The sequence below is a fragment of the Nocardioides sp. CER19 genome (assembly GCF_029846275.1).
In the GTDB taxonomy this organism is placed as follows: Bacteria; Actinomycetota; Actinomycetes; order Propionibacteriales; family Nocardioidaceae; genus Nocardioides.
On sequence record NZ_JARVWS010000001.1, the window covers coordinates 1,604,464 to 1,628,513 of the forward strand.

Sequence of the window (24,050 nt, forward strand, 5' to 3'; positions counted from 1 at the left end):
GGGAGGCAGGAGGGGGGCCGGCATGTACTTCGGGCTCGCGCTGACCACCTCGTTCCTCGTGGTCGTCCTGGTGACCGCGGCCGGGGCGGCGTCGACGCGCCGCGTGTGGGCGCGCCACCCGTGGCTCGCCCCGGCGTACGGCCTGCTCGTCCTCGGCCTGGTGATGCACGCCGCGTGGATCCTGTGCTGGTGGTCCCGGGCCGCCTGCGTCGGGTTCGGGCTCGCCGTGCTCGTGGCCGCCGTCGTGGTGCTGCTCGCCACCGGGGCGTGGCGGGTCTGGCGACCCTTCGCCCAGCTGACCCTGCTCAGCGCGGCGGTCCTCGCGATCCTGGTCGGGCACGGCTTCCTGTGGGGCGGCCTCTCGGACCCCTTCGTCGCCGCCCTGTTGCGCTACCGGCAGCTGACACTGGACGGCTTCCTGCAGTACCAGTTCGCCTACCACCTGTGGAACGACCTCTCGACGACCCACTTCTACTCGAGCTGGAACGGCAGCGACCGACCCCCGCTCCAGTCCGGGCTGTTGCTGCTCGTCCGCCCGCTCGCGATGGTCCTCGGTCTCGCACCGGACGCCGGTCTGCAGGACGTCAAGGCACTGCAGTGGGGGCTGGCGGGCAGCATCGTCGCCCAGCTCACCTGGATCCCCGGCCTCTACGCCCTGGTCCGCGCCCTGCGGCTGCGGCCGGCGGCGGCGGTCGCGACGATCGGCTTCGTCTGCTTCCTGCCGCTGACGCTGTCCAACGTGTTCTTCACCTGGCCGAAGATGATGAGCGCGGGCTTCGTCCTCGCGGCGCTGGCCGTCGTCGTCACGATCCTCCTCGACCGGGACCGCCCCTACGCGGGGCCACTGGCGGCCGCCGGAGCCCTCTTCGTGCTGGGCTACCTCTGCCACGCCGCCTCGGCCTTCGTCGCGCCCGTCTTCGTGGTCCTGTACGTGCTGGTCCTCCGTCGCCGCGGCCGGTCGCGCCTGGTCAGGCGGGTCGCGCCGGCCGTGGGCGCCGCCGTGGTGCTCGTCCTGCCGTGGTCGCTCTACTCGAAGTACGCCGACCCGAGCCACGCCCGCCTGCTCAAGTGGCACCTCGCCGGCGTGATCGCTCCCGACGACCGGCCGTTCCTGCCGACGCTCGTCGACGCCTACCGGAACACGCCCGTCCACGACCTGCTCCACGCGCGCCGCGCCAACCTCGCGACGGTCTTCGACGTCGACGTGCTCGGCCGGTTCGACCCGCACCACTCCTGGCCGACCTGGTGGCGGGACCAGGACTTCTACAAGCCGGCGTTCGCGATGGGCCTCGGCACCGTGCTCCTGCTGGCGTTCGTCGCCTCCTGGCTCTCGAACGCCGCACGCCGCCGCCCACGGAGCGCCGAGCTCACGCTCGGCTTCGTGCTCGTGGTCGCCTGCCTGGGCGCGATGGTCCTGTGGGCGCTCGTCCTCTTCCTCCCTGGGGGCGCGATCGTGCACGCCGGCGCCTACACCTGGCTGATCGTGATGGCGGGGGTGCCGTTCGCCTGGTTCGTCACCCGGTCACCGGTCGCCGCAGGTGTCGTGGTCGCCGTGCAGGCCGCCTACACGATCGTCGTCTACCTCGCGCCGTTCGCCCCCTCGCCCTACCGCGACCTCGATCCGGCGTTCGTCGGCCTTCTCGTCCTCGGCCTGGTCGGCCTCGCCGCAGTCGTCGCGGCGGCCCTGCTCGCGGACGTCCGAGAGCGGGCGGAGCCGCGCGCCGAGGGCGGTGGCCCCGCTCCGGCCCCCGCCGAGGCGTTCGGCGACGCGTCCCGCCGGTAGGCTCGTCGGTCGTGCGTCAGCAGCCCGAGCAGCAAGCCCCACCGGTCCAGCGGTTGCGGATCCGGTACGCCAAGCGCGGCCGGCTCCGCTTCACCAGCCACCGCGACTTCTCCCGCGCGTTCGAGCGCGCCCTGGTCCGGGTGCGGCTGCCGATGGCCTACTCGAGCGGCTTCAACCCGCACCCGCGCATCTCCTACGCCGGCGCGGCGCCCACCGGCGCGGCGAGCGAGGCGGAGTACGTCGAGATCGGTCTCGCCGAGGTCGTCGATCCGGCCGCGGTGCACGCGTCCCTGGCCGAGGCGCTGCCCGACGGCCTGGACGTCCTGGAGGTCGTCGAGTCTGCGGGTGGCTCCTTGGCCGACCGGCTCGAGGCCAGCACCTGGCTGATCGACCTGGTGGCGTCGTACGACGACGCGGCCAGCGCGGTCGCCGCCTTCCTCGCCGCCGACGAGGTGCTGGTGGAGCGGATGACGAAGAAGGGGCTGCGCGAGTTCGACTGCCGCAGCGCCGTGGTGTCGCTCGAGGCGGAGCCGGTCGGGCCGGGCAGCCGCCTCCGGCTCCTGCTGAGGCACAGCACCCCGGCCGTGCGTCCGGACGACGTCATCTCGGGGCTGACCGCCGTCGGCGGTCTCAGGGTCGGGGCCGAGCACGGCGGTCTGCCGCTGCTCACCCGCCTCACCCAGGGCCCCTTCGACGAGGCCACCGCGACGATCGGCGACCCGCTGCGGTGACGCGCGGCGTGTCGTCGTCTCTGGCTTCGTGGGCGTGATGTGCGATACTCGGCCTCGGTCGGCCGCTTGCGACGGTGCGTGCACCACGCGGTGACCGACCCGACGAATCATCCGTCGGGCCGAGCTCCCACCCAAGGAGCGCCGGTGCGACACGGTGACGACGCTCCTCGTGGCCACGCCGCGACGCAGCCCGGAGATCGGTGACAGCGATCTCGACGGGCGAGCGACCGCGGCAGGTGCGAGACAGGTGCCGTCACTGACGCGTACGCGGGACGAATCGCCGCCCACTGACGAGCTTTTGCGTCGGTTGATGACCCGCAGGTGGTCGACCGACGTCGGACCTGCCCGCCGCGCAGAGCGCGACGGGCCGAGGAGCAGCACATGGCCGACGACCTGACCGTCGAGAGCACCACCGAGACCCCCGCCAAGCCCGCCAAGAAGGCGGCGGCGAAGAAGACCGCCACCAAGCGGGCCAGCACCGCCAAGACGGCGGCGAAGGCGACCACCGCGAAGACGGCCGCCAAGAAGGCGCCCGCCAAGCGCGCCACCAAGAAGGCCGCCGCGGCACCCGCCGACGAGACGCTGCCGCTGGACCAGCCGGACACCCCGGTCGCTGCCGAGTCGCCCGCCGAGTCGCCTGCCGACGCGCCGGCCGAGGCACCGGCTGCCGGGGCCGCTCCCGAGGCGCCCGCGAAGAAGACCGCCGCCAAGCGGACCGCGAAGAAGGCCGCGGCCAAGACCACCACCACCCGCAAGACCGCCGCCAAGAAGGCGGCGGCCGCGCCCGCGGAGGAGCCGGTCGAGGCGCCCGCGGAGCAGCCGACGGCGGCCGTCGAGCCCGCCGCCGAGGCCGCGGAGTCCGCCCCGGCCGGTGCGCCCGGCGTCCTGTTCCAGACGCCCGACACCAAGCCGGCCCCCCGCAAGCGCGCCTCCCGCAAGAAGGCGGCCCCGAAGCCCGAGCCGGTCGAGGAGGCCGCCGCCCCCGAGGAGCCCGAGGCGATCGCTGAGACCGCCGAGACCCCGGCCGAGGCGGTCGAGGTCGAGGCGGAGGAGACCGAGGAGTCGCAGGACGCCTCGGAGTCCGCCGACGAGTCCGACGAGGGCACGCCCGCCCGTCGCCGGCGCCGTCGCGGCGGCCGCCGCCGCCGCAAGTCGGGCGGCAACGGCGACGACACCGACTCCTCGGACACCGAGGACGAGGACGAGGAGCGCGCGGAGGAGTCGGCCGAGTCCGACGAGGCCGATGAGACCGACGAGACCGACGCAGCCGCCGAGGGTGGTACCTCGCGCCGTCGCCGCCGGCGCCGCCGTGCGGGTGACAGCTCGAGCGACGACGACAACCCGCCGAACACCGTCACCAGGGTCCGCGAGTCCAAGCCGCTCGAGCAGCAGATCACCGCGGTCTCCGGCTCCACGCGCCTGGAGGCCAAGAAGCAGCGCCGCCGCGAGGGCCGCGAGGCCGGCCGCCGGCGCGCCCCGATCGTGAGCGAGGCCGAGTTCCTGGCCCGCCGTGAGTCGGTCGAGCGCGTCATGGTCATCCGCCAGCGCGACGACCTCACCCAGATCGGCGTCCTCGAGGACAAGGTGCTCGTCGAGCACTACGTCGCCCGCGAGTCCCAGACCTCGCTGATCGGCAACATCTACCTCGGCCGCGTCCAGAACGTCCTCCCCTCCATGGAGGCCGCCTTCATCGACATCGGCAAGGGCCGGAACGCGGTCCTCTACGCCGGTGAGGTCAACTGGGCGGCGCTCGGCCACAAGGACGGCCAGCCGCGCAAGATCGAGTCGGTCCTCAGCAGCGGCCAGACCGTGCTCGTCCAGGTCACCAAGGACCCGATCGGCCACAAGGGAGCGCGCCTCACGGCGCAGATCTCGCTCGCCGGCCGCTTCCTCGTCTACGTCCCGGACGGCACCACCAGCGGCATCTCCCGCAAGCTGCCCGACACCGAGCGCAACCGGCTCAAGACGCTCCTCAAGGAGATCGTCCCCGACACCGCCGGCGTCATCGTGCGCACCGCGGCCGAGGGCGCCAGCGAGGAGGAGCTCACCCGTGACGTCGAGCGGCTCAAGGCCCGCTGGGACGACATCGAGGCCAAGTCCCGCGGCAACGCCCCGCAGCTGCTCTACGGCGAGCCGGACCTGACCCTCAAGGTCGTCCGCGACCTCTTCACCGAGGACTTCGCCAAGCTCGTCGTCCAGGGCCAGGACGCCTGGGACACCGTGAAGGGGTACGTCGACCACGTCGCGCCCGACCTGTCCGACCGTGTCGAGCAGTACGACGCCGACGGCTCCGGCAAGGACCTGTTCGCGACCTACCGGGTGGACGAGCAGATCGCCAAGGGGCTGGACCGGAAGGTCTGGCTGCCCTCCGGCGGCTCGCTGATCATCGACCGCACCGAGGCGATGACCGTCGTCGACGTCAACACCGGCAAGTTCACCGGCTCCGGCGGCAACCTCGAGGAGACCGTCACCAAGAACAACCTGGAGGCGGCCGAGGAGATCGTCCGCCAGCTCCGGCTGCGCGACATCGGCGGCATCATCGTCGTCGACTTCATCGACATGGTCCTCGAGTCCAACCGCGATCTCGTGCTCCGCCGCCTGGTGGAGTGCCTGGGCCGCGACCGCACCCGGCACCAGGTCGCCGAGGTGACCTCGCTCGGCCTGGTCCAGATGACCCGCAAGCGGATCGGCACGGGGCTGGTCGAGGCGTTCTCCGAGACCTGCACCCACTGCCAGGGCCGCGGCATCGTCGTCCACGACCACCCGGTCGAGTCCGGTGGCTCGGGCGTCGTCGCCGCCCCCGAAGAGGGCAGCGGCCGACGGGGCCGCCGCCGCGGCGGCCGCGGGCGGGGCAACGGCGAGGAGAGCGCCGAGGCGCAGAAGGGCGCCGCCGTCCCGTCTCCCAAGGACATCGCCCAGCTGCCGCGCCACGAGGCCGACGAGCTCGTGGTGACTGCCGACGAGGTCCCGGAGTCCTCGGCCGTCGACAGCGACGTCGAGGTGACGCCGGCTGCCGCCGCTGAAGTGGCGGCAGCAGCCGAGGCGGTCGTGGAGAGCACTGACGCGACGACGGAGGCGACGGTCGAGGAGATCGTCGACACGGCCGTCGAGGAGAGCGCGCCTGTCGAGGAGAGCGCGCCCGTCGAGGTGGCGCCGAAGGTCGTCACTCGGACCCGAGGCCGCCGCGGTGCGAGCCGCCCGGTGGTCTCGACCGGCGCCGGCGCCGTCGTCGAGGCGGCGCCCGCGGCCCCCGAGGTCGTCGAGACACCGGAGGCCGTCGCCGAGGCGCCGGAGCCACCGAAGGTCGTGACCCGCACGCGGCGGGGCGCGAGCCGCGAGGTCGTGCACACCGGCGCGAACGCCGTACCGGAGGACGGGCTCGCTCCCGATGCCGCATCGGCGGAGGCCGGCGGCGACGAGGAGCACATCGAGCACGTGCCGATCAAGAAGAAGGGCACGCGCAAGCGCTGAACGCCCCAGGAACCCCGGCGGCCCCGCGGTTTTGCGCGGGTCCCCGGGGTTCCGTACTATTGACCCTCGGTGCTCACGACTCGCTCGCCGAGCGCCGATCGCCGGCATCCCACCCCGAACAGCAGCGGGGGTGAGGCGTGCCGCGAGCCGAGACTTACGCAAGCAGGGATGAAGGAGACCGCGGTGTACGCGATCGTGAAGGCTGGCAGCACCCAGCAGAAGGTTGCCGTCGGCGACGTCATCGAGATCGACCAGGTCGCGACCGGCGTCGGCGAGTCCGTCACGCTGCCCGTGGTCCTCGTCGTCGACGGCGAGAAGGTCACCTCGACCGGTCTCGCCAAGGCCTCCGTCACCGCCGAGGTCGTCGGCGGGACCAAGGGCCCGAAGATCGTCATCCAGAAGTACAAGAACAAGACCGGCTACAAGAAGCGCCAGGGTCACCGTCAGAAGTACACCCAGGTCAAGGTCACCGCGATCAACGCCTGACGGCGTCGACCCTCATCACACTGAAGGACTGAAGAGATGGCACACAAGAAGGGTGCGGCTTCCACCAAGAACGGCCGCGACTCCAACTCCCAGCGCCTCGGCGTGAAGCGCTTCGGTGGCCAGGTCGTCAACGCGGGCGAGATCATCGTCCGCCAGCGCGGCACCCACTTCCACCCGGGCAGCAACGTCGGTCGCGGTGGCGACGACACCCTGTTCGCCCTCGCCGCCGGTGCGGTCGAGTTCGGCACCCGGCGTGGCCGCCGGGTCGTCAACATCGTCCCGGCTGCGGAGTGACGCTCCGCAGCTGAGAAGCTTCGTCAGATAGGGCGTCCCAGATCCGGGACGCCCTATCTGCATTTTCTGATCCCGATCCGCCCGCTAGCGCTCGCGGCTCGATCAGCGGAAAGAGAGACTGGTCCCCATGGCAGTGCCCACCTTCGTCGATCGCGTGCGACTGCACGTCCGAGCCGGACGTGGCGGCAACGGCGTCGCGTCGGTGCACCGCGAGAAGTTCAAGCCGCTCGGCGGGCCCGATGGCGGCAACGGCGGACCCGGCGGGTCGGTGATCCTGCGCGTCGACCCCGACGTCACGACGCTGATCGACTACCACCACAGCCCGAAGCGCGCCGCGACCAACGGCGGCCAGGGTGCCGGCGGCCACCGCAACGGAGCCCACGGCGCCGACCTGGTGCTGCCGGTACCCGACGGCACCGTCGTCACCGACGCGAAGAGCAACGTGCTCGCCGACATGGTCGGCCCGGGCACCGAGCTCGTGGTCGCCGAGGGCGGCCGCGGCGGGCTGGGCAACGCGGCGCTGGCCAGCGCGAAGCGCAAGGCCCCCGGCTTCGCACTGCTGGGCGAGCCCGGCGACGAGCTCGAGATCGGGCTCGAGCTCAAGGTGGTCGCCGACATCGGGCTGGTCGGCTTCCCGAGCGCCGGCAAGTCGTCGTTGATCGCCTCGATCTCGCGAGCCCGGCCCAAGATCGCCGACTACCCCTTCACCACGCTCGTCCCCAACCTCGGCGTCGTCACCGCTGGTGACACCACGTTCACCGTCGCCGACGTGCCCGGCCTCATCGAGGGCGCCTCGGACGGTCGCGGCCTCGGGCACGAGTTCCTGCGCCACATCGAGCGCTGCGCGGCGATCGTCCACGTCGTCGACACAGCGTCGATCGAGCCGGGCCGCAACCCCGTCGACGACCTGGAGATCATCGAGAACGAGCTCGCCCGCTACGGCGGCTTGGAGGACCGGCCGCGGCTGGTGGCGCTCAACAAGGTCGACGTCCCCGACGGGCGGGACCTCGCCGACATCACCCGCGAGGACATCGAGGGTCAGGGCTACCGCGTCTTCCCGATCTCCGCGGCGAGCGGCGAGGGCACCCGGGAGCTGATCTTCGCCATGGCCGAGATCGTCGCGGCGGCGCGCGCCGAGCGGCCGACGGTCGAGGCGAAGCGGATCGTGCTCCGGCCCGCCGGCGCCGACGGCGGCGACGCCTTCACGATCACCGAGACCAAGGACCCCTCGACGGGCACGGGGCGCGCGTACGTCGTCCGCGGCACCAAGCCCGAGCGCTGGGTGCGGCAGACCGACTTCGGCAACGAGGAGGCCGTGGGCTACCTCGCGGACCGGCTCAACCGCCTCGGCATCGAGGACCGCCTGGTCAAGATGGGCGCCGAGGAGGGCGACACCGTCATCATCGGCTCGCCCGAGAACTCGGTCGTCTTCGACTTCCGGCCCTCGATCGAGGCCGGGGCCGAGATGCTCGGCCGGCGCGGCGAGGACCAGCGGCTGCGCGAGGACCGGCCGGCCGCCCAGCGTCGCCGCGAGATCGACGAGGCGATGGGCGAGCGGGCCGAGGGGGAGACCCGTGCCGATGTCGCCCGCCGGCGCGACTCCGCGCACGGACCGGTCTCCTACGAGATCGGCTCGGACGAGGACCCGGACGTCTTCGACCTGTCCGAGGACGACCCCGACCGATGAGGTCCCGGAGATGAGGTCCCGGAGATGAGGCAGAGCGTCGTCGACGCCAGGCGGATCGTCGTCAAGGTCGGCTCGTCGTCGCTGACGACCGCGAAGGGCGGCATCGACCCCGACCGGGTCAGCGCCCTCGTCGACGTACTCGCCGACGCCCGCAAGCGCGGCGCCGAGGTCGTGCTCGTCTCGTCGGGCGCGATCGCGGCCGGGCTCGCTCCTCTCGGGCTGAAGAAGCGGCCCACGGCGCTGGCCGCTCAGCAGGCCGCGGCCAGCGTCGGCCAGGGGCTGCTCGTGCACCGCTACACCGAGGAGCTCGCCCGGCACGGGCTGACCGCGGGCCAGGTGCTGCTGACGGTCGACGACGTCACCCGCCGCAGCCACTACCGCAACGCGCTCGCGACGTTCGCCAAGCTGCTCGAGCTGGGCGTGCTGCCGATCGTCAACGAGAACGACACGGTCGCGACCTCGGAGATCAGGTTCGGCGACAACGACCGGCTCGCGGCGTTGGTCGCGCATCTGGTCCACGCCGACCTGCTGGTGCTGCTCAGTGACGTCGACGGCCTCTACGACGCCCCGCCGGCGACGCCCGGCGCGCAGCGGCTGGCTGAGGTCACCTCGGTGGAGGACCTCGCCGGCGTCCAGGTCGGCAAGGCGGGCGCCGCCGGCGTCGGCACCGGCGGCATGGTCACCAAGCTCGAGGCGGCGCGCATCGCCGTCGAGGCGGGCATCCCCGTGGTGCTGACCTCCGCCGACCGGGCCGGGGCGGCGCTGACCGGAGCCGACACCGGCACGCTCTTCCACGCGACCGGGCGCCGGCAGCGCACCCGGCTGCTGTGGCTGGCCCACGCCACCGAGCCGGCGGGCTCGATCGCGCTCGACGCCGGCGCGGTCCGGGCGCTGACCCAGCGCGGGGCGTCGCTGCTGGCGGCGGGCGTCACCGGCGCGGCAGGCGGCTTCCACGCGGGTGATCCCGTCGACCTCGTCGGCCCGGACGGCGCCGTGGTGGCGCGGGGCCTCGTCGCCTACGACGCGGACGAGATCCCGCAGCTCGTCGGCAGGTCCAGCAAGGAGCTCGAGGCCGACCTGGGGCCGGGATACGGCCGCGAGGTCGTGCACCGCGACGACCTGGTGCTCCTCTGAGGGTCCGGGGGACGCTCAGCCCAGCAGCGTGAGCAGCCGGGCGACCTCGGCGGCGACGGCGTCGCGGCCGGGACCGAGGTACGCGCGCGGGTCGGTCAGCGCCGGGTCGGAGAGCGCGGCCCGCACCGCCGCGGTCAGCGCGCCGTTGAGGTGGGTGGCGATGTTGACCTTCGTGATGCCGGCGGCCACGGCACTCACGAGGCCGTCTTCGGGAACGCCGGAGGAGCCGTGCAGCACCAGCGGGACCGCGACCGCCTCGGCGAGCCGCGCGATCAGGCCGTCGTCGAGCACCGCGTCACGGGTCGTCATCGCGTGCGAGGAACCCACGGCCACGGCGAGCGCGTCCACGCCGGTGGCACCGACGTAGGCCGCCGCGTCGTCGGGGCGGGTGCGCACCCCAGGGGCGTGCACGCCGTCCTTGCCGCCGACCTCCCCGAGCTCGGCCTCGACGTCGGCGCCCGCCGCGTGGCAGTGGCGCACCACCGCGGCGGTCGCGGCCACGTTGTCGTCGTAGGGGAGCCTGGAGGCGTCGAACATGACCGACGGGAGGCCGAGGGCCACAGCCTCGTGGACCAGCTCCACGCTGACCGCATGGTCGAGGTGGACGCACACGTCGACCGAGCCGGCCTCGGCGATCGCGAGGGACGCGAGCGCGATCGGGCGGAGCGCGCCGTGGTAGGCGACGGTGTTCTCCGAGATCTGCAGCACGACCGGCCGCCCGGCCGCCTCGGCGCCCGCGACGATCGCCTCGGCCAGCTCCAGCTGGATGACGTTCATCGCGACGACGCCGCGACGCTCGGCGCGGGCCTCGGCGAGCAGGGGCGTGAGACCGACGAGGGTCACGGGATCTCCTCCGGATCGGTGGTCACGAGCACGGACGCGAGCAGACGTTCATACGTCGGCAGGTCGATCTCGCCGGCGACGGGAGTGACGACGGCGGCAGCTCCCAGGCACGCCGCGTCGGCCACCAGCCTGCGCCACGGGGTGCCGGCGGCCAGGCCGCGGGCGAGCGCCGCCGTCACGCTGTCTCCCGCACCGGTGGGGTTCCCGCTGACAGGCTCGGTGGCCGCGTGCCACCAGTGGTCGCCGTCGCTCGCGAGGACGCCGCGCGGTCCGAGCGTGAGGACGACCGGCGCGTGGTTGCGGGCGGCGAGCGACCGAGCGGCCGCGGGCAGGTCGGCGGCCGGGCGCCCGAGGAGGCGGTGCAGCTCGTCGACGTTCGGGGTGAGGACCGCGCCGCCGGACACCAGGGCGCGGGCGAGGGGTGCCTCGTCGAGGTCGAGGACCGCCGGCACCCCGGCATGCTGGGCGACGTCGGCCAGCCGGGCGGGGAGGTCGGCGTCGAGCCCGCGGGGGAGGCTGCCCGAGACGACGAGCGCGCCGGCCCCGCCGAGCAGGCCGGCGACGTGCTCGACGAGCGCGTCGGCGGCGCCGGCCGCGACGGGCGGCCCGGGCTCCCACAGCGACGTCGTCGCGCCGGCGCTGATGACGAGGGTCCGGCGGACGCGGCCCAGTGCCGGCACGAAGGCAGCGGGAACGCCGGAGTCGGCGACCAGCGCGCCGAAGCTGCCGTCGTCGAGCCCGGTGGCCAGCGCGGGCACACCGAGCCGGGTCAAGACCCGGGCGACGTTGACGCCCTTGCCGCCGGGGCGCTCGTGCACGGCGCGGACACGGTGCACCTCGCCGGGCCTCAGGGCGTCGACGTCGTAGGTGACGTCGAGGGCGGGGTTGCAGGTCACGGTGACGATCACCGGCGTCGTCATCGCGCTCCGATCGTCCGCAGGGCGAGGCCGGCGGCGCCGACGAGGCCGGCGCGGCTGCCGAGGACCGACGCCCGGATCGGCGGGACGGTGGCGACGTACGACCTCTCCAGCATGGTGGTGCGGACCGGCTCGACCAGGGCGTCGCCCGCCTCGGCGAGCCCGCCGCCGAGCACGATCTCGCCGGGGGCGAGGAGCGTGCAGACCATGACCAGGGCGTCCGCGAGGGCGCTGGTCGCCTCCGCCCAGACCTCGTCGGCGACGGGGTCGGTGCCGAGGCGGCGGAGGACGTCGGACGCGCCGGTCACGGCCGTCCCGGTCCGCTCCGAGTAGTCGCGCGCGATCGCCGCCGCGGAGGCGACCGTCTCGAGGCAACCCACCGCGCCGCAGGGGCAGCGTCGGCCGTCCGGTCGGACGACGACATGGCCGAGCTCGCCCGCCTGGCCGCTGACCCCGCGCAGCGGGGCGCCGTCGACGAACGTCGCCGCGGCGATGCCGGTGCCGATCACGACGACGAACGGCTGGCGGACCTCGGTCGGGGATGCCTCCACCTCCGCGATCGCGGCCTGCTCGACATCGTGACCGAGGACGGTGGGCACGCCGAGCAGGCGGGAGAGCGGGCCGGCGACCTCCAGGTCGGTGACGTCGAGGTTCACCGCGCGGCGCATGACCCCTCGTGCCTCGTCGACCAGGCCGAGGGCGACCGCCCCGGCGGCGACCACGTCCTCACGTCGGTCCGGTGGGAGCGCAGCGAGGACCTCCTCGGCGAGGCCGGCGAGCGCGTCCACCACCGCGGGACCCCGCGGGCTCGGCCGGCGGGCTCCGGCGAGCGGTCGCAGCGCCGCGTCGTAGGCGGCGGCCTTGATGGTCGTGCCGCCGATGTCGAACGCGAGGACGAGCCGCCGGACGTCGCTCATCCCGTCGCCGCGGGCAGGATGATCGACCGGGTCAGGTTGCGCGGCTGGTCGGGGTCGAGGCCGAGGCGGGCGGCCTTCACCAGGCAGAGCCGGTGCACCCGGACCAGGTCGGCGAGGGCGTCGCGGTCGGAGGCGACCAGTGTGGCGCCGGTGCTGGTGACGTCGTCGGCGAAGCCGTCGACCAGCGTCCCGAAGGCCCACACACCGCGGCCCGGGGCCGAGATGCTCCGCGGGCCGTGGCGGTACTCCATCATCGGGTAGGACTCGGTCCACGACTGCGACGACTCCCGCAGCTTCAGCGCCGCCTCCTGGGCGACGCCGTTGGTCCAGCCACGCCCGACGAAGGTCACCTGCTCGAGCCCGGCGAGGTCGGCGAGCTCCTCGTCGGCTGCCGCGAGGACCGCATCGGCCTGGGCGGCCACGTCGGCGAGGTCCTCACCGAGGCTCCACCGCAGCATCGCCAGCGTGGTCGTGGCGAACCTCGTCTGCACGACCGACTGCTCGTCGACCTCCGGCGTCAGGATCGGCGCGGCCAGCTCCGCGGCCGGCGTGCCCGGGGAGGAGGTGACGACGGTCGCCGGCGTCGCGCCCCGTACGCCGGTCAGCAGGTCGAGCACCTCGGTCGTCGTGCCCGACCGGGTGATGGCGAGGATCCGGTCGTAGCCGCGGTCCAGCCGGGCCTCGGTCGGCGTCCACGCGTCGGTGACGCCCTGACCGGCTGACTCCCGCAGGGCGGCGTAGGCCTGCGCCATGTAGAGCGAGGTCCCGCAGCCGACCACCGCGACCTTCTCGCCCGCCGCGGGCAGGAGGTCGGCGTGCGATGCGGCGGTCTCCCGCGCGTCCCGCCAGTTCTGCGGCTGGGTGGCGATCTCGGCCTCGAGATGGCTCGTCATGCCGGGAGCCTGACCTCGTGCGCGACGACTGTCAATCAATCGGGCCGTCGGCCACCCAGCGTCCGGCCTTCATGACCTGGTGCGGCCGCAGGTCGCGGTCGGCGACGACGAGGTCGGCGCGGTCGCCGACCCGCAGCGACGGCGCCTCCAGGCCGACCGCGCGTGCCGGCGAGTCGGTGGCGGCACGCACGACCTCGCTCGCGGGCAGCCCGAGGCGGGCGAGCCTGCCGACGACGTCGACCAGGCGGGTCGTGCCGCCGGCGAGCGAGTCGTTGCGGGCGAGCGTGGCGACGCCGTCGGCGACGACGACCTCCTGCGGTCCGAGCCGGTAGCGCCCGTCCGGCATGCCGGCGGCGGCCATCGCGTCGGTCACGAGGACGATCGCGTCCGCGCCGAGCAGGGCGAACACGGTGGTGACCGTGTCGTCGGACAGGTGCACGCCGTCGGCGATCAGCTCGACGACCGCGTCGCCGGCCCGGGCGGCGGCGAGGGCGGCGCCGACCGGCCCCGGGTCGCGGTGGTGCAGACCGGGCATGCCGTTGAACAGGTGGGTGACCAGCGCGGTCGCGGGGGAGCGCAGCAGCTCGCGGGCGGCCGGGAACGGAGCGGCCGTGTGGCCGAGCGCGGCGACCGCGCCCGCAGCGGCGACCTGGGCCGCGAGCTCGGCCGCCCCGGGCAGCTCGGCCGCGATCGTCACGACCCGCACGTGGCCGCGGCCCGCCTCGAGCAGCCGGGCCGCGAGGGTCGCGTCCGGGGCGAGCAGGTGGCGCGGGTCCTGCGCGCCGCAGCGCTCCGGGCTGAGGAACGGTCCCTCGAGGTGGATGCCCGCCAGCAGACCCTCGTCGACGAGGTCGGCGAGGAGTGCGACGCCGTGGAGCATGCGGTCGGGTGCGTCGGTGACGAGGCTGCCGAGCAGCGTCGTCGTCCCGTGGCGCAGGTGGTGGGTGGCCGCGGTGCGGGCCTCCTCGACCGAGCCGGACGTGAACGCCGCGCCGCCGCCGCCGTGGCAGTGGACGTCGACCAGCCCGGGCAGGATCACCGGATCGTCGGAGGCACCCGTGCCACTGCCGTCGCCCGGGTCGAGATGGGTGACCGCGGCGATGCGGTCGTCCTCGACGAGCACCTCGCCCGGGCCGTCGTACGTGGGGGTGACCAACCGGCCCCGCAGCACCGTCATGCGCGGAGTCTAGGGGGGTCGGCCCGTCGCCGGTCTCGGATGAACATCCGCTGAACAAGCGGCCGCGCCCTTCCCGAGGCGTACGACGGCGGATCACGCTCGACCCGTGACCTCCGAGACCCTCGTGCTCGTGCTGGTGGTCGTCACCGCCCTCGGCTTCGACTTCACCAACGGCTTCCACGACACCGCCAACGCGATGGCGACGTCGATCGTCACCGGGGCGCTCAAGCCTCGTGTCGCCGTCGCACTGTCAGCGGTGATGAACCTGATCGGCGCCTTCCTCTCCGTGCAGGTGGCCCTCACGGTGACGAACGCGGTCGTCAAGACGTTCGACCAGAACGCGACCTCGGCCTCCGATGCGCTCACCGTGCCGGGCGACGAGCTGCTCGCCATCGTGCTCGCCGGCCTCATCGGCGGGATCGTGTGGAACCTGCTCACCTGGCTGCTCGGGCTGCCGTCGAGCTCGTCGCACGCGCTCTTCGGTGGCCTGATCGGGGCGACGGTCGCGTCGCTCGGCTGGAGCGGCGTCAACTGGGTCGGCGACGGCAGCAAGCCGGACGGGGTGGTCGGCAAGATCCTGCTGCCCGGGATCGCCTCACCGATCGTGGCCGCCGCCGTGGCCACCGTCGGCACCTGGCTGATCTACCGGATCATCCGTGGCCTGACCGAGCGCTACACCCAGTCCGGCTTCCGATGGGGCCAGATCGGCACCGCCTCGCTGGTCAGCCTGGCGCACGGCACGAACGACGCCCAGAAGACCATGGGCGTGATCACGCTCGCGCTGATCGCCACCGGCCGCTGGGACAGCACCGACTCGATCCCGCTCTGGGTCAAGGTCGTCTGCGCCGTCGCCATCGCGGCCGGCACCTACCTGGGCGGCTGGCGGATCATCCGGACGCTGGGCAAGGGGTTGGTCGAGATCTTCGCGCCGCAGGGGGTCGCGGCGGAGGCGTCCTCGGCCGCCGTCATCCTCTCCTCGAGCCACCTCGGGTTCGCGCTGTCCACCACCCACGTCGCGACGGGGTCGGTCCTCGGCAGCGGCCTGGGCAAGCCGGGCGCGGAGGTGCGCTGGCACGTGGCCGGGCGAATGGCGATCGCCTGGCTCCTGACGCTGCCCTGTGCCGGCCTGGTCGGCGCCGCGATGTGGGGGCTCGGCAACCTCTTCGGGCTGGGTGTCGGGTCGGTGGTCGAGGTCGTCATCCTGCTCGCCCTCGCGGGGTACTTGTACTGGCACGCGCAGAAGACGCCCGTCGGCGTCCACAACGTCAACGACGACTGGGAGCAGCCGACCGCTGCGTCGTCGGGGGAGCTCACCGCCGGAGGTGTGAGGTGACCGCGTTCTGGGACGACGTGCAGCTCGCCGGGGAGGCGATCTGGCGGGTGTTGCTCGCCAGCCTGGTGCTGGGTGCCGGGCTGCCCGCGATCTTCGCGCTCGGGATCCGCTCGCTGGCCTGGGGGACCGGCGGCGACGCCGAGGTCGACCATGCCCCGGGCCATCCCGTCGGGAAGGTCGTCGCCGGGTTCCTCTTCCTGCTCGTCGCGTACGGCATCCTCTCGGGGCTGCTCTTCATCATCGCCTCGGGGCAGGGCAAGACCCTCGACTTCTCGACCGTGATCCCGACCTTCACCGAGGCCTCGTGATGCCCACCCGCGTGGCGCGGATCCTCGACTGGCTCAAGGCCGGCTACCCCGAGGGGATCGCGCCGACGGACTACCCACCGGTGCTCGGCGTGCTGCACCGCGTGCTGACCGACGCCGACATCGAGGCGGTCGCCGACGAGCTCGCGCTGCAGTCGGTCTCCAACGGCGTCCAGCCGATCACCGCCGACGACGTACGCGCCATGGTCCGAGAGCACGCCTTCCAGCGGTGCACCCCCGAGGAGCTCCAGCGGGTCTCCGCGCAGCTCGCCGCCGGTGGTTGGCCGCTGGACGACTCGCTCGACTAGCCGGGCCGCTCTGCGGTGTCTTGGTCTCGAGGCTCGTCGCTGGCGCTCCTCACACCTCACCCAGCGGCCGCACTGCGCACCTCGACCAGCGGCGGTCAGTCGCCGACGGCCTCGATGCCGCGCTGCACGATCAGCGGATCGGGATCGCAGACGAGCTCGTGGTCCTTGTCGTCGTAGTCGAAGCGGGCCAGGAACGCGCGCATCGCGTTGACGCGGGCACGCTTCTTGTCGTTGCTCTTGACCGTGGTCCAGGGCGCCCACTCGGTGTCGGTCGCGCGGATCATGTCCTCCTTGGCGGCCGTGTAGTCGTCCCACTTGTCGAGCGACTCGATGTCGATGGGGGACAGCTTCCACTGCCGCACCGGGTCGACCTGCCGGATGATGAACCGGGTCCGCTGCTCCGAGCGGGTGACCGAGAACCAGAACTTCGTCAGCGAGATGCCGCTGTCGACGAGCATCTCCTCGAACAGCGGCGCCTGCTTGATGAACTGCCGGTACTCCGGCGGCGACGTGAAGCCCATGACCCGCTCGACGCCGGCGCGGTTGTACCAGGAGCGGTCGAACAGGACCATCTCGCCGGTGGTGGGGAAGTGCTGGACGTAGCGCTGGAAGTACCACTGCCCGGCCTCGCGGTCACTGGGCTTGGTCAGCGCGACGGTCCGGGCGTAGCGGGGGTTGAGGTGCTCCATGAAGCGCTTGATGGTGCCGCCCTTGCCGGCCGCGTCGCGGCCCTCGAAGAGCAGGATGTGGCGGCTGCCGGTGGCGGACGCCCAGTTCTGGAACTTCAGCAGCTCGACCTGCAGGGCGTACTTGAGCTCGTCGTACTCCTCACGCGGCATCCGGTCCTCGTAGGGGTAGTTCTCGCGCCACGTGTCGACCGCGTTGCCCTGGCGGTCGAGCAGGATCGGGTCGTCGTCGTGGTCCTCGCCGATCGTGTGGCCGTCGATGCGCAGCTTGTCGATGTATTCGCGGACGTCCGTGAGCATGTCCCCACGGTAGGCCGCCTCGTCGAGCGGCGGATGACGCCTGATCGGCCCTGTCACAATCGAGCACGTGCTGCAGATCGTGGTGTGGGCGGTGGTGCTCGTCCTCGCCCTCCCGGCCGTGGCGCTGACCGTCGCCCGGGGCAGCGGATCGACACGTCGGTGGGCGGTGCACGCGCAGGCGGCCGCCCCGTGGGCGATCCCGCTGTACGCCGCCCTGGTGCTGCTCCTCGTGGTCGTCTCGGTCCTGGCCCACCGGTGGGCGCTGCCGGCGGTCGGCGCGGTCGTCGCGGCGGTCCTCCTCGCCGTGCACCTGTCGTGGATGGCGCCGCTCCTGCGGGCCGCCGCCGTCCCTGACGGCGACCGGCTCACCGTGATGACGTCGAACGTCCTGCTCGGGCAGGCGGACGTCGGCGCGCTGCTGGCCGTGGGCCGTGCCGAGACCGTCGACCTGCTCGCCCTCCAGGAGATGAGGCCGGCGACGCTGGCCCGGCTCGAGGCGGCCGGCGTCGGCGAGACCTTTCCCTACCGCGCCGGGGACCCCCGCTCCACGATGGTCTTCGCGCGCACGCCGCTGACGGAGGTCAGGTCGATCGGGCGGTCCGGGAAGTTCTGGGCGGTCACCTGTCGGGGGTGGCGGGTGTTCGCGGTGCACCCGTCCTACCCGCTCCGCACCACCGCGTGGCGCCAGGACCTCGCCGCGCTGGCCGAGCGGGCGACGACCGAGCGGCCCGACGTCATGCTGGGGGACTTCAACGCGACCTGGGACCACCGGCCGTTCCGCCACCTCCTCGCGGCCGGCTACCGCGACGCCGCGGCGCAGTCCGGCGCCGGCTGGCAGCCCACCTGGCCGGTGCGACCCGCTGTCCGGCCGGCCTGGATGCGACTGTCGCCGAGCGTCACCATCGACCACGTCCTGGTCGGCGCCGGTCTCGTGGCGGCGTCGACGCGCACCGCCCGCATCCCCGGCACCGACCACAAGGCGCTGGTCGCGTCGCTCGTGGTCGGGCGGAGTCCTGGTTCGTGACGCGCTCGCGTGTCGCCGTACCCTGGAGGGCGACATGACCGCTGCTCAGACCCCCGTCGTCTACCTCGACCACGCCGCGACCACTCCCATGGTGCCGGCCGCCGTGGAGGCGATGACCGCACACCTCCTCGACGTCGGCAACGCCTCCTCGCTGCACGCGTCGGGCCGCCGCGCGCGGCGGGTCGTGGAGGAGTCCCGCGAGACGATCGCCCAGGCGCTCGACTGCCGGCCCGGCGAGGTGGTCTTCACCTCCGGCGGCACCGAGTCCGACAACCTCGCGATCAAGGGCGTCTACTGGTCGCGCCGGACCGAGGACCCGCGTCGCGTGCGCATCCTCGCCACCGCCGTCGAGCACCACGCCGTCCTCGACCCGCTGCACTGGCTCGAGACCCAGGAGGGTGCCACCGTCGAGCTGCTGCCCGTCGACGACGCCGGCCGGCTCGACGTCGACGCCCTCGCGGAGGCCATCGGGCGCGACCCCGAGTCGGTCGCGCTCGTCTCGGTGATGTGGGCCAACAACGAGGTCGGCACGCTCCAGCCCGTCGACGCGGTCGTCCGGCTGGCGGCGACGCACGGCATCCCGGTCCACACCGACGCCGTCCAGGCCGTCGGCGCGGTACCGGTCTCGTTCGCCGCGTCCGGCGTCGACGCGCTGTCGCTGACCGGCCACAAGGTCGGCGGCCCCTACGGGGTGGGCGCGCTCGTCTGCCGTCGCGAGCTGGCGGTGACCGCCCTCGTGCACGGCGGCGGCCAGGAGCGTGACATCCGCAGCGGCACCATCGACCCGCCGGCCATCGCGGGCTTCGCGACGGCGGTCGAGCTGGCGGTCAAGGAGCAGGCGACGTACGCCGCCCGGGTCGGCGCCCTCCGCGACCGGCTGGTCTCCGGGGTGCTGTCGGTCGTGCCGGACGCGGTCCTCAACGGCGACCCCACCGACAGGCTGCCCAACAACGCGCACTTCTCGTTCCCCGGCTGCGAGGGCGACTCGCTGCTGATGCTGCTCGACGCGCGCGGCATCGAGTGCTCGACCGGCTCCGCCTGCTCGGCCGGCGTGCCGCAGCCCTCCCACGTGCTGCTCGCGATGGGACGCTCGGACGCGCAGGCTCGCTCCTCGCTGCGCTTCTCGCTCGGCCACACCTCCACCGAGGCCGACGTCGACGCGCTGGTCGAGGCGATCGGGCCGTGCGTGGAGCGGGCCAGGCTGGCGTCCCGATGAGGCCTCGATGAAGGTCATCGCCGCCATGTCCGGGGGAGTCGACTCGGCCGTCGCCGCGGCGCGCGCTGTCGAGGCGGGCCACGAGGTGACGGGCATCCACCTCGCGTTGTCGCGCAACCCGGCGTCGTACCGCTCCGGCGCCCGCGGCTGCTGCACCATCGAGGACGCCAACGACGCGCGCCGCGCGGCCGACGTGATCGGGATCCCGTTCTATGTGTGGGACCTGTCCGACCGCTTCCACGATGACGTGGTCGAGGACTTCATGGCGGAGTACGCGGAGGGCCGGACCCCCAACCCGTGCCTGCGCTGCAACGAGAAGATCAAGTTCGCGGCCGTGCTCGACCGTGCCCTCGCGCTCGGCTTCGACGCGGTGGCGACCGGCCACTACGCCGTGCTGAAGGACGGAGCGGACGGCGTCGAGCTGCACCGGTCGGCTGACGCGGCGAAGGACCAGAGCTATGTGCTGGGCGTCCTCGACCAGGAGCAGCTGCGCCACTCGCTCTTCCCGCTCGGCGACACGCCCAAGCCGCTCGTGCGCGAGGAGGCGGCGCGACGCGGCCTGCTGGTCGCCGACAAGCCCGACAGCCACGACATCTGCTTCGTCGCCGACGGCGACAACGCGGGCTGGCTGAAGGAGAAGCTCGGCGACCGCCTCCCCAACACCGAGGGCGCCATCGTCGACGAGGCGGGTCTCGAGCTGGGCCGGCACGACGGGACGGTGGGGTTCACCATCGGTCAGCGAAGGGGCCTCCGGCTGGGTCGGCCGGCGGCCGACGGGAAGCCGCGGTTCGTGCTCGACATCGAGCCGGTCTCCGGCACCGTGACGGTCGGCCCGCGCGAGCACCTCGCGGTGTCGCACCTGTCCGGCATCAAGCCGCGCTGGGCCGGGTCCACGCCGTCGTCGCTGGACGGCAGCGTGCAGCTGCGCGCCCACGGCGACGAGCACCGCTGCCGGGTCACGGTGGGCGACACCGTGGAGATCGAGCTGCTCGACCCCGCCTACGGCATCGCACCGGGCCAGGCCGCCGTCCTCTACGACGGCACCCGCGTCGTCGGCTCGGCCACGATCGCCTCGACCCGGCGGGTCCCGGTGGAGCGGTGAGCAGCCAACCGTTCGGCGCCGGTCGTCGGTTGACCGCTCACCGCTGCCCGAGTGCCGCGCCGAGGAGCGGTGAGCAGTCGACCGGTCGAGGTCCGCGTTCGGTTGCTGGCTCACCGCCGGGGACCTCCACATGATCGCCACCGGGATCGGGTCCCTTCCCGGGGACGACGTCAGCGAGGCCGTGCGCGTCGTCCTGGGCGAGCTGCCCGACCTGCCGCACGTGCCCGAGCTGCCGGGCCGCGGCGCGACCGCGACGATGACCGGACGGACCCTGGCGATCGTCACCGGTCTCGACGCCGACCTGCAACCGGCCGGCTGGCGGCTCACCGGCTCGAGCGGGTCGCCGGGCCTCGACCACCGCCGGGCGCGGAGCCTCCTGGCGCAGGACCTCGACACCGTCGAGGAGATGACCCAGGGCTACGCGGGCGCGTTCAAGGTGCAGGTCGCCGGCCCGTGGACGCTCGCGGCGACCGTCGAGCGGCCGCGCGGCGACCGGATCCTCGCCGACCACGGCGCACGCCGCGAGCTGGCCCAGGCGCTGGCCGAGGGCGTGCGCGACCACGCGTCCGACGTACGTCGGCGGGTCGGTGGCGCCGATCGGCTGATCGTCCAGGTCGACGAGCCGGCGCTGGCCGCGGTGCTCGCGGGGAGGGTGCCGACGGCGTCCGGCTACGGGAGGCACCGTTCGGTGGACGCCCCCGAGGCCTCGGAGACGCTCGGCTGGGTGCTCGACGCGATCGCCGCCGAAGGCGCCGAGCCGTGGGTGCACGCGTGCGCTCCTGACACGCCGCTGGCCCTGCTCCGCGGTGCTGGGGCGCGCGGGCTCGCGGTCGATCTCGACGTGCTCGGCGCGGCCGACCACGACGCCCTTGCCGAGGCGGTGGAGGCGGGGGAGACCGTCGCGCTCGGCGTCGTACCGTCCCTCGACCCCACGGCGCCGCCCACCGACAAGCAGGTCGTCGAGCGCGTGCTGCGCTGGCTCGACATGCTCGGCTTCGACCCCGAGGAGGTCGGCGGGCGACTGGTCGTCACCCCCGCGTGCGGGCTGGCCGGTGCCGGGTGGGCCTGGGCCCGGCAGGCGCTCGCCCTGGCCCGCACCAGCGCGGCGGCGCTCGACGGCAGGTGAGTGACTCCGCCTCGGGGGTTACCGGGAGACCGCCCACCCACCACCAGCCGAGGAGGAACCCGTGTCCGACCTGACCGGGAAGCACGTCGCGATCATCGCCGGTGACTACTTCGAGGAGCCGGAGCTGCTCGTCCCGCGCGACGAGCTCCGCAAGAACGGCGCGACGGTGAAGGTCTACAGCAAGGACGGCCAGCCGATCCAGGCCACCCAGGGCGACGTCAACCCGACCCAGAAGGTGGAGGTCGACGGCTCGTTCGACGACGTGGCGGTCGACGGCATCGACGCGCTCGTCGTGCCGGGCGGGTCGGTCAACGCCGACCACATCCGGATGGACGAGACCGCCCAGCGGATCCTGCGCGACGTCGACGAGGCAGGCAAGCCGCTCGCCATCATCTGCCACGGCCCCTGGCTGCTGGTCTCGGCAGGTCGCGCCGGCGGCCGTCGGGTCACCAGCTGGCCCAGCCTGGCGGACGACCTGCGGAACGCCGGCGCCGAGTGGGTCGACGAGGAGGTCGTCATCGACGGCCACCTGATCACGAGCCGCAAGCCCGACGACCTGCCGGCGTTCGTCGGCGCCATCGACGCGGCACTGGTCGGCGCCCAGGTCTGACCCATACGTACGACGGCCCCGCGACCCGTCGGTCGCGGGGCCGTCGTACGTCTCGTGGTCGAGCGGCGAGCCTGGGTCAGCCGACGTGCACGGGCGCCTCGACGCCCTCGGGGCCGTCGGTCGCCAGCTCCTCCTTCTTGACGTTGAGGAAGATCCACACGACGAGCGACGCGGCGAGCATGAGGAACCCGCCGATGACGAACGCGTGCGTCGCTCCGCTGGGGAACGAGCCGAGCTGGACGAGCCGGGCGATCTGCGACGGGTCGAGACCCGCCTGACCGCCTGCCTGCGCGATGGCCGGGCCGATCTTGTCCGCGTGCTGCGTGGCGAAGTGGGTGCTCACGGTGCTGAGGACCGCGAGGCCCAGGGCACCACCGACCTGCTGCATGGTGTTGAGCACGCCCGAGCCGATGCCGGAGTCGCGCGCCTCGATGTGGTGCACGGCGGTCAGCGTCAGGGTCACGAACGTGAGGCCCATGCCGAACGACATCACCACGATGTAGGGGAAGATGTGCGTCCAGTAGTTCACGTCGGCGCCCAGGTGCTGGCCGCTCGAGGCGGCGCTGATCACGCCGCTCGCGCTGTCGTCGACCGACAGCCGGGAGAAGCCGAACAGTGCGACGGTCGCGAGCAGGGTGCCCACGCCGGCGATGAACCGCGGGTTGACCTGCGTGATGAGCTTCTGGGTGAGCGTCGCACCGGCGACCACGCCGAACGAGAACGGCAGGAACGCGAGGCCGGCCTTGATCGGTGTGTAGCCCATGATGTTCTGCACGTAGAGGCTCAGGAAGAAGAACATCGCGAACATCGCCGCCGGCGCGATCATGAAGGCCACGAACGACGATGCGCGCGTCTGGTTCGCGAAGATCCGCATCGGGAGCAGCGGGTGCTGGACGCGGCGCTCGATGAAGGCGAACGCGGCCAGGAGCACGACGCCGCCGACCAGTGCCGTGATGGTCTGCCAGTTGCCCCACCCGTAGTCGGCGTTGCCGGCCCGGTTGAGGCCGAAGACGATGCCGAGGAGTCCGAAGGTGCCGGTGACGGCGCCCGGGATGTCGAGCTCGCCGGCGTGCGACTCGGACTCGGCCAGCAGGCGGGGTGCGACGAGGGCGGCGATGATCCCGATCGGCACGTTGATGAGGAACGTCAGCCGCCAGCCGTCGACGCCGAAGCCGAAGACGCTGTCGAGGCCGGTGAGCCAGCCACCGAGGAGCAGACCGACGGCCGCGCCGGCACCGGACATGGCGGCGTACACGCCGAAGGCGCGGGTGCGCTGCGGACCGGCGGGGAACGTCGTCGTGATGAGCGCGAGCGCAGCCGGCGAGGCGAGCGCCGCGCCGAACCCCTGGGCACCGCGCGCGGCGAGCAGCATCGCCTCGCTCTGGGCGAGGCCGCCGACCAGTGACGCGATCGCGAACAGCACGAGGCCGACCATGAAGATCCGGCGGCGGCCGTAGAGGTCGCCGAGGCGGCCACCGAGCAGCAGCAGTCCACCGAAGGCGAGGGCGTAGCCGGTGACGATCCAGGTGAGGTTGGCCTGGGAGAAGCCGAGGTCCTTCTGGATGTAGGGGAGCGCGATGTTGGCGATGGTGGCGTCCAGCACGACCATCAGCTGCGCGACGCAGATGAGGACGAGCGCCCAGCCGAGGTGGCGTTGGGCGCCCGAGCGCTCGGCAGGCGGGTCGGCCTGGGTGGTGGAAGACATGT

Annotated in this window: 22 protein-coding genes; 15 read left to right on the forward strand and 7 right to left on the reverse strand. The window is 73.3% G+C overall.

Going from position 1 to position 24,050, the window contains the following annotated elements:
- Positions 1-22 precede the first annotated feature (22 nt).
- The 7 genes from QDS12_RS07915 (at position 23) to proB (ending at position 9,586) form a co-directional block, all read left to right on the forward strand.
- Positions 23-1,783 carry a hypothetical protein gene (locus QDS12_RS07915; RefSeq protein ID WP_279878274.1) on the forward strand — a complete coding sequence of 587 codons (1,761 nt, stop codon included), beginning with the start codon at positions 23-25 and terminating at the stop codon, positions 1,781-1,783.
- A gap of 11 nt (positions 1,784-1,794) precedes the next feature.
- Positions 1,795-2,514 carry a TIGR03936 family radical SAM-associated protein gene (locus QDS12_RS07920; RefSeq protein WP_279878276.1) on the forward strand — a complete coding sequence of 240 codons (720 nt, stop codon included), beginning with the start codon at positions 1,795-1,797 and terminating at the stop codon, positions 2,512-2,514.
- A 381-nt stretch (positions 2,515-2,895) separates the two neighbouring features.
- Entirely contained in the window at positions 2,896-5,985 is a 3,090-nt protein-coding gene (locus QDS12_RS07925; RefSeq protein WP_279878277.1) for an Rne/Rng family ribonuclease, read from the forward strand.
- A 183-nt stretch (positions 5,986-6,168) separates the two neighbouring features.
- Entirely contained in the window at positions 6,169-6,471 is a 303-nt protein-coding gene (gene rplU, locus QDS12_RS07930) for a 50S ribosomal protein L21 (RefSeq protein WP_279878481.1), read from the forward strand.
- A gap of 36 nt (positions 6,472-6,507) precedes the next feature.
- Positions 6,508-6,765 (forward strand): 50S ribosomal protein L27, encoded by a 258-nt coding sequence (gene rpmA / locus QDS12_RS07935; protein WP_279878279.1) that lies wholly within the window; start codon positions 6,508-6,510, stop codon positions 6,763-6,765.
- A 127-nt stretch (positions 6,766-6,892) separates the two neighbouring features.
- The gene (gene obgE, locus QDS12_RS07940; protein WP_279878281.1) at positions 6,893-8,452 is read left to right on the forward strand and encodes a GTPase ObgE; all 1,560 of its coding nucleotides are present in this window, start codon (positions 6,893-6,895) and stop codon (positions 8,450-8,452) included.
- Positions 8,453-8,476: 24 nt separating this feature from the next.
- The gene (gene proB, locus QDS12_RS07945) at positions 8,477-9,586 is read left to right on the forward strand and encodes a glutamate 5-kinase (protein ID WP_279878283.1); all 1,110 of its coding nucleotides are present in this window, start codon (positions 8,477-8,479) and stop codon (positions 9,584-9,586) included.
- 15 nt (positions 9,587-9,601) lie between these two features.
- Here proB and QDS12_RS07950 read toward each other — a convergent pair whose 3' ends face one another.
- The 5 genes from QDS12_RS07950 to QDS12_RS07970 are packed head-to-tail and all read right to left on the reverse strand — an operon-like array spanning position 9,602 to position 14,333.
- Positions 9,602-10,429 (reverse strand): class II fructose-bisphosphate aldolase, encoded by an 828-nt coding sequence (locus tag QDS12_RS07950; protein WP_279878285.1) that lies wholly within the window; start codon positions 10,427-10,429, stop codon positions 9,602-9,604.
- A complete protein-coding gene (locus QDS12_RS07955; protein ID WP_279878286.1) occupies positions 10,426-11,349 on the reverse strand; it encodes a hexose kinase in 924 nt (307 codons plus the stop codon). The genes QDS12_RS07950 and QDS12_RS07955 overlap by 4 nt, the downstream gene beginning before the upstream one ends.
- Entirely contained in the window at positions 11,346-12,263 is a 918-nt protein-coding gene (locus QDS12_RS07960) for an ROK family protein (RefSeq protein ID WP_279878288.1), read from the reverse strand. Before QDS12_RS07960 ends, QDS12_RS07955 begins: the two co-directional genes overlap by 4 nt.
- Positions 12,260-13,156 carry a sugar isomerase gene (locus QDS12_RS07965; RefSeq protein WP_279878289.1) on the reverse strand — a complete coding sequence of 299 codons (897 nt, stop codon included), beginning with the start codon at positions 13,154-13,156 and terminating at the stop codon, positions 12,260-12,262. Before QDS12_RS07965 ends, QDS12_RS07960 begins: the two co-directional genes overlap by 4 nt.
- A gap of 31 nt (positions 13,157-13,187) precedes the next feature.
- Complete coding sequence (locus QDS12_RS07970; RefSeq protein ID WP_279878290.1) at positions 13,188-14,333, reverse strand: amidohydrolase family protein; 1,146 nt, start codon at positions 14,331-14,333, stop codon at positions 13,188-13,190.
- Between the two features lie 106 nt (positions 14,334-14,439).
- Here QDS12_RS07970 and QDS12_RS07975 point away from each other — a divergent pair, with 106 nt between their 5' ends.
- The 3 genes from QDS12_RS07975 to QDS12_RS07985 are packed head-to-tail and all read left to right on the forward strand — an operon-like array spanning position 14,440 to position 16,279.
- Complete coding sequence (locus QDS12_RS07975; protein WP_279878292.1) at positions 14,440-15,666, forward strand: inorganic phosphate transporter; 1,227 nt, start codon at positions 14,440-14,442, stop codon at positions 15,664-15,666.
- Positions 15,663-15,974: a hypothetical protein gene (locus QDS12_RS07980; protein WP_279878294.1), complete on the forward strand. Its 312-nt coding sequence runs from the start codon at positions 15,663-15,665 to the stop codon at positions 15,972-15,974. Before QDS12_RS07975 ends, QDS12_RS07980 begins: the two co-directional genes overlap by 4 nt.
- Positions 15,974-16,279 (forward strand): DUF3349 domain-containing protein, encoded by a 306-nt coding sequence (locus tag QDS12_RS07985; RefSeq protein ID WP_279878296.1) that lies wholly within the window; start codon positions 15,974-15,976, stop codon positions 16,277-16,279. Before QDS12_RS07980 ends, QDS12_RS07985 begins: the two co-directional genes overlap by 1 nt.
- A 95-nt stretch (positions 16,280-16,374) precedes the next feature.
- Here the strand turns inward: QDS12_RS07985 and ppk2 are convergent, their stop codons facing one another.
- Positions 16,375-17,265: a polyphosphate kinase 2 gene (gene ppk2, locus QDS12_RS07990; RefSeq protein ID WP_279878298.1), complete on the reverse strand. Its 891-nt coding sequence runs from the start codon at positions 17,263-17,265 to the stop codon at positions 16,375-16,377.
- Positions 17,266-17,332: 67 nt separating this feature from the next.
- Between ppk2 and QDS12_RS07995 the strand changes: the two genes are divergently transcribed.
- The 5 genes from QDS12_RS07995 to QDS12_RS08015 all read left to right on the forward strand — a co-directional run bounded on the left by QDS12_RS07995 (position 17,333) and on the right by QDS12_RS08015 (position 22,343).
- Complete coding sequence (locus QDS12_RS07995) at positions 17,333-18,289, forward strand: endonuclease/exonuclease/phosphatase family protein (protein ID WP_279878299.1); 957 nt, start codon at positions 17,333-17,335, stop codon at positions 18,287-18,289.
- A gap of 34 nt (positions 18,290-18,323) precedes the next feature.
- Entirely contained in the window at positions 18,324-19,505 is a 1,182-nt protein-coding gene (locus QDS12_RS08000; RefSeq protein ID WP_279878300.1) for a cysteine desulfurase family protein, read from the forward strand.
- A gap of 7 nt (positions 19,506-19,512) precedes the next feature.
- Positions 19,513-20,607 carry a tRNA 2-thiouridine(34) synthase MnmA gene (mnmA, locus tag QDS12_RS08005; protein WP_279878301.1) on the forward strand — a complete coding sequence of 365 codons (1,095 nt, stop codon included), beginning with the start codon at positions 19,513-19,515 and terminating at the stop codon, positions 20,605-20,607.
- Between the two features lie 130 nt (positions 20,608-20,737).
- Positions 20,738-21,733: a methionine synthase gene (locus QDS12_RS08010; protein WP_279878302.1), complete on the forward strand. Its 996-nt coding sequence runs from the start codon at positions 20,738-20,740 to the stop codon at positions 21,731-21,733.
- 61 nt (positions 21,734-21,794) lie between these two features.
- Positions 21,795-22,343: a type 1 glutamine amidotransferase gene (locus QDS12_RS08015; protein ID WP_279878303.1), complete on the forward strand. Its 549-nt coding sequence runs from the start codon at positions 21,795-21,797 to the stop codon at positions 22,341-22,343.
- Between the two features lie 76 nt (positions 22,344-22,419).
- Here QDS12_RS08015 and QDS12_RS08020 read toward each other — a convergent pair whose 3' ends face one another.
- Positions 22,420-24,048 (reverse strand): MFS transporter, encoded by a 1,629-nt coding sequence (locus QDS12_RS08020; RefSeq protein ID WP_279878305.1) that lies wholly within the window; start codon positions 24,046-24,048, stop codon positions 22,420-22,422.
- Positions 24,049-24,050 lie beyond the last annotated feature (2 nt).

Excerpts from the sequence above, each read along its gene's own strand:
- QDS12_RS07915 (WP_279878274.1), top strand. The coding sequence starts at position 23 with ATGTACTTCGGGCTCGCGCTGACCACCTCGTTCCTCGTGGTCGTCCTG.
- QDS12_RS07925 (WP_279878277.1), top strand. The coding sequence starts at position 2,896 with ATGGCCGACGACCTGACCGTCGAGAGCACCACCGAGACCCCCGCCAAG.
- rpmA (WP_279878279.1), top strand. The coding sequence starts at position 6,508 with ATGGCACACAAGAAGGGTGCGGCTTCCACCAAGAACGGCCGCGACTCC.
- obgE (WP_279878281.1), top strand. The coding sequence starts at position 6,893 with ATGGCAGTGCCCACCTTCGTCGATCGCGTGCGACTGCACGTCCGAGCC.
- proB (WP_279878283.1), top strand. The coding sequence starts at position 8,477 with ATGAGGCAGAGCGTCGTCGACGCCAGGCGGATCGTCGTCAAGGTCGGC.
- QDS12_RS07955 (WP_279878286.1), bottom strand. The coding sequence starts at position 11,349 with ATGACGACGCCGGTGATCGTCACCGTGACCTGCAACCCCGCCCTCGAC.
- QDS12_RS07960 (WP_279878288.1), bottom strand. The coding sequence starts at position 12,263 with ATGAGCGACGTCCGGCGGCTCGTCCTCGCGTTCGACATCGGCGGCACG.
- QDS12_RS07965 (WP_279878289.1), bottom strand. The coding sequence starts at position 13,156 with ATGACGAGCCATCTCGAGGCCGAGATCGCCACCCAGCCGCAGAACTGG.
- QDS12_RS07970 (WP_279878290.1), bottom strand. The coding sequence starts at position 14,333 with ATGACGGTGCTGCGGGGCCGGTTGGTCACCCCCACGTACGACGGCCCG.
- QDS12_RS07985 (WP_279878296.1), top strand. The coding sequence starts at position 15,974 with ATGCCCACCCGCGTGGCGCGGATCCTCGACTGGCTCAAGGCCGGCTAC.
- ppk2 (WP_279878298.1), bottom strand. The coding sequence starts at position 17,265 with ATGCTCACGGACGTCCGCGAATACATCGACAAGCTGCGCATCGACGGC.
- QDS12_RS08000 (WP_279878300.1), top strand. The coding sequence starts at position 18,324 with ATGACCGCTGCTCAGACCCCCGTCGTCTACCTCGACCACGCCGCGACC.
- mnmA (WP_279878301.1), top strand. The coding sequence starts at position 19,513 with ATGAAGGTCATCGCCGCCATGTCCGGGGGAGTCGACTCGGCCGTCGCC.
- QDS12_RS08010 (WP_279878302.1), top strand. The coding sequence starts at position 20,738 with ATGATCGCCACCGGGATCGGGTCCCTTCCCGGGGACGACGTCAGCGAG.
- QDS12_RS08020 (WP_279878305.1), bottom strand. The coding sequence starts at position 24,048 with ATGTCTTCCACCACCCAGGCCGACCCGCCTGCCGAGCGCTCGGGCGCC.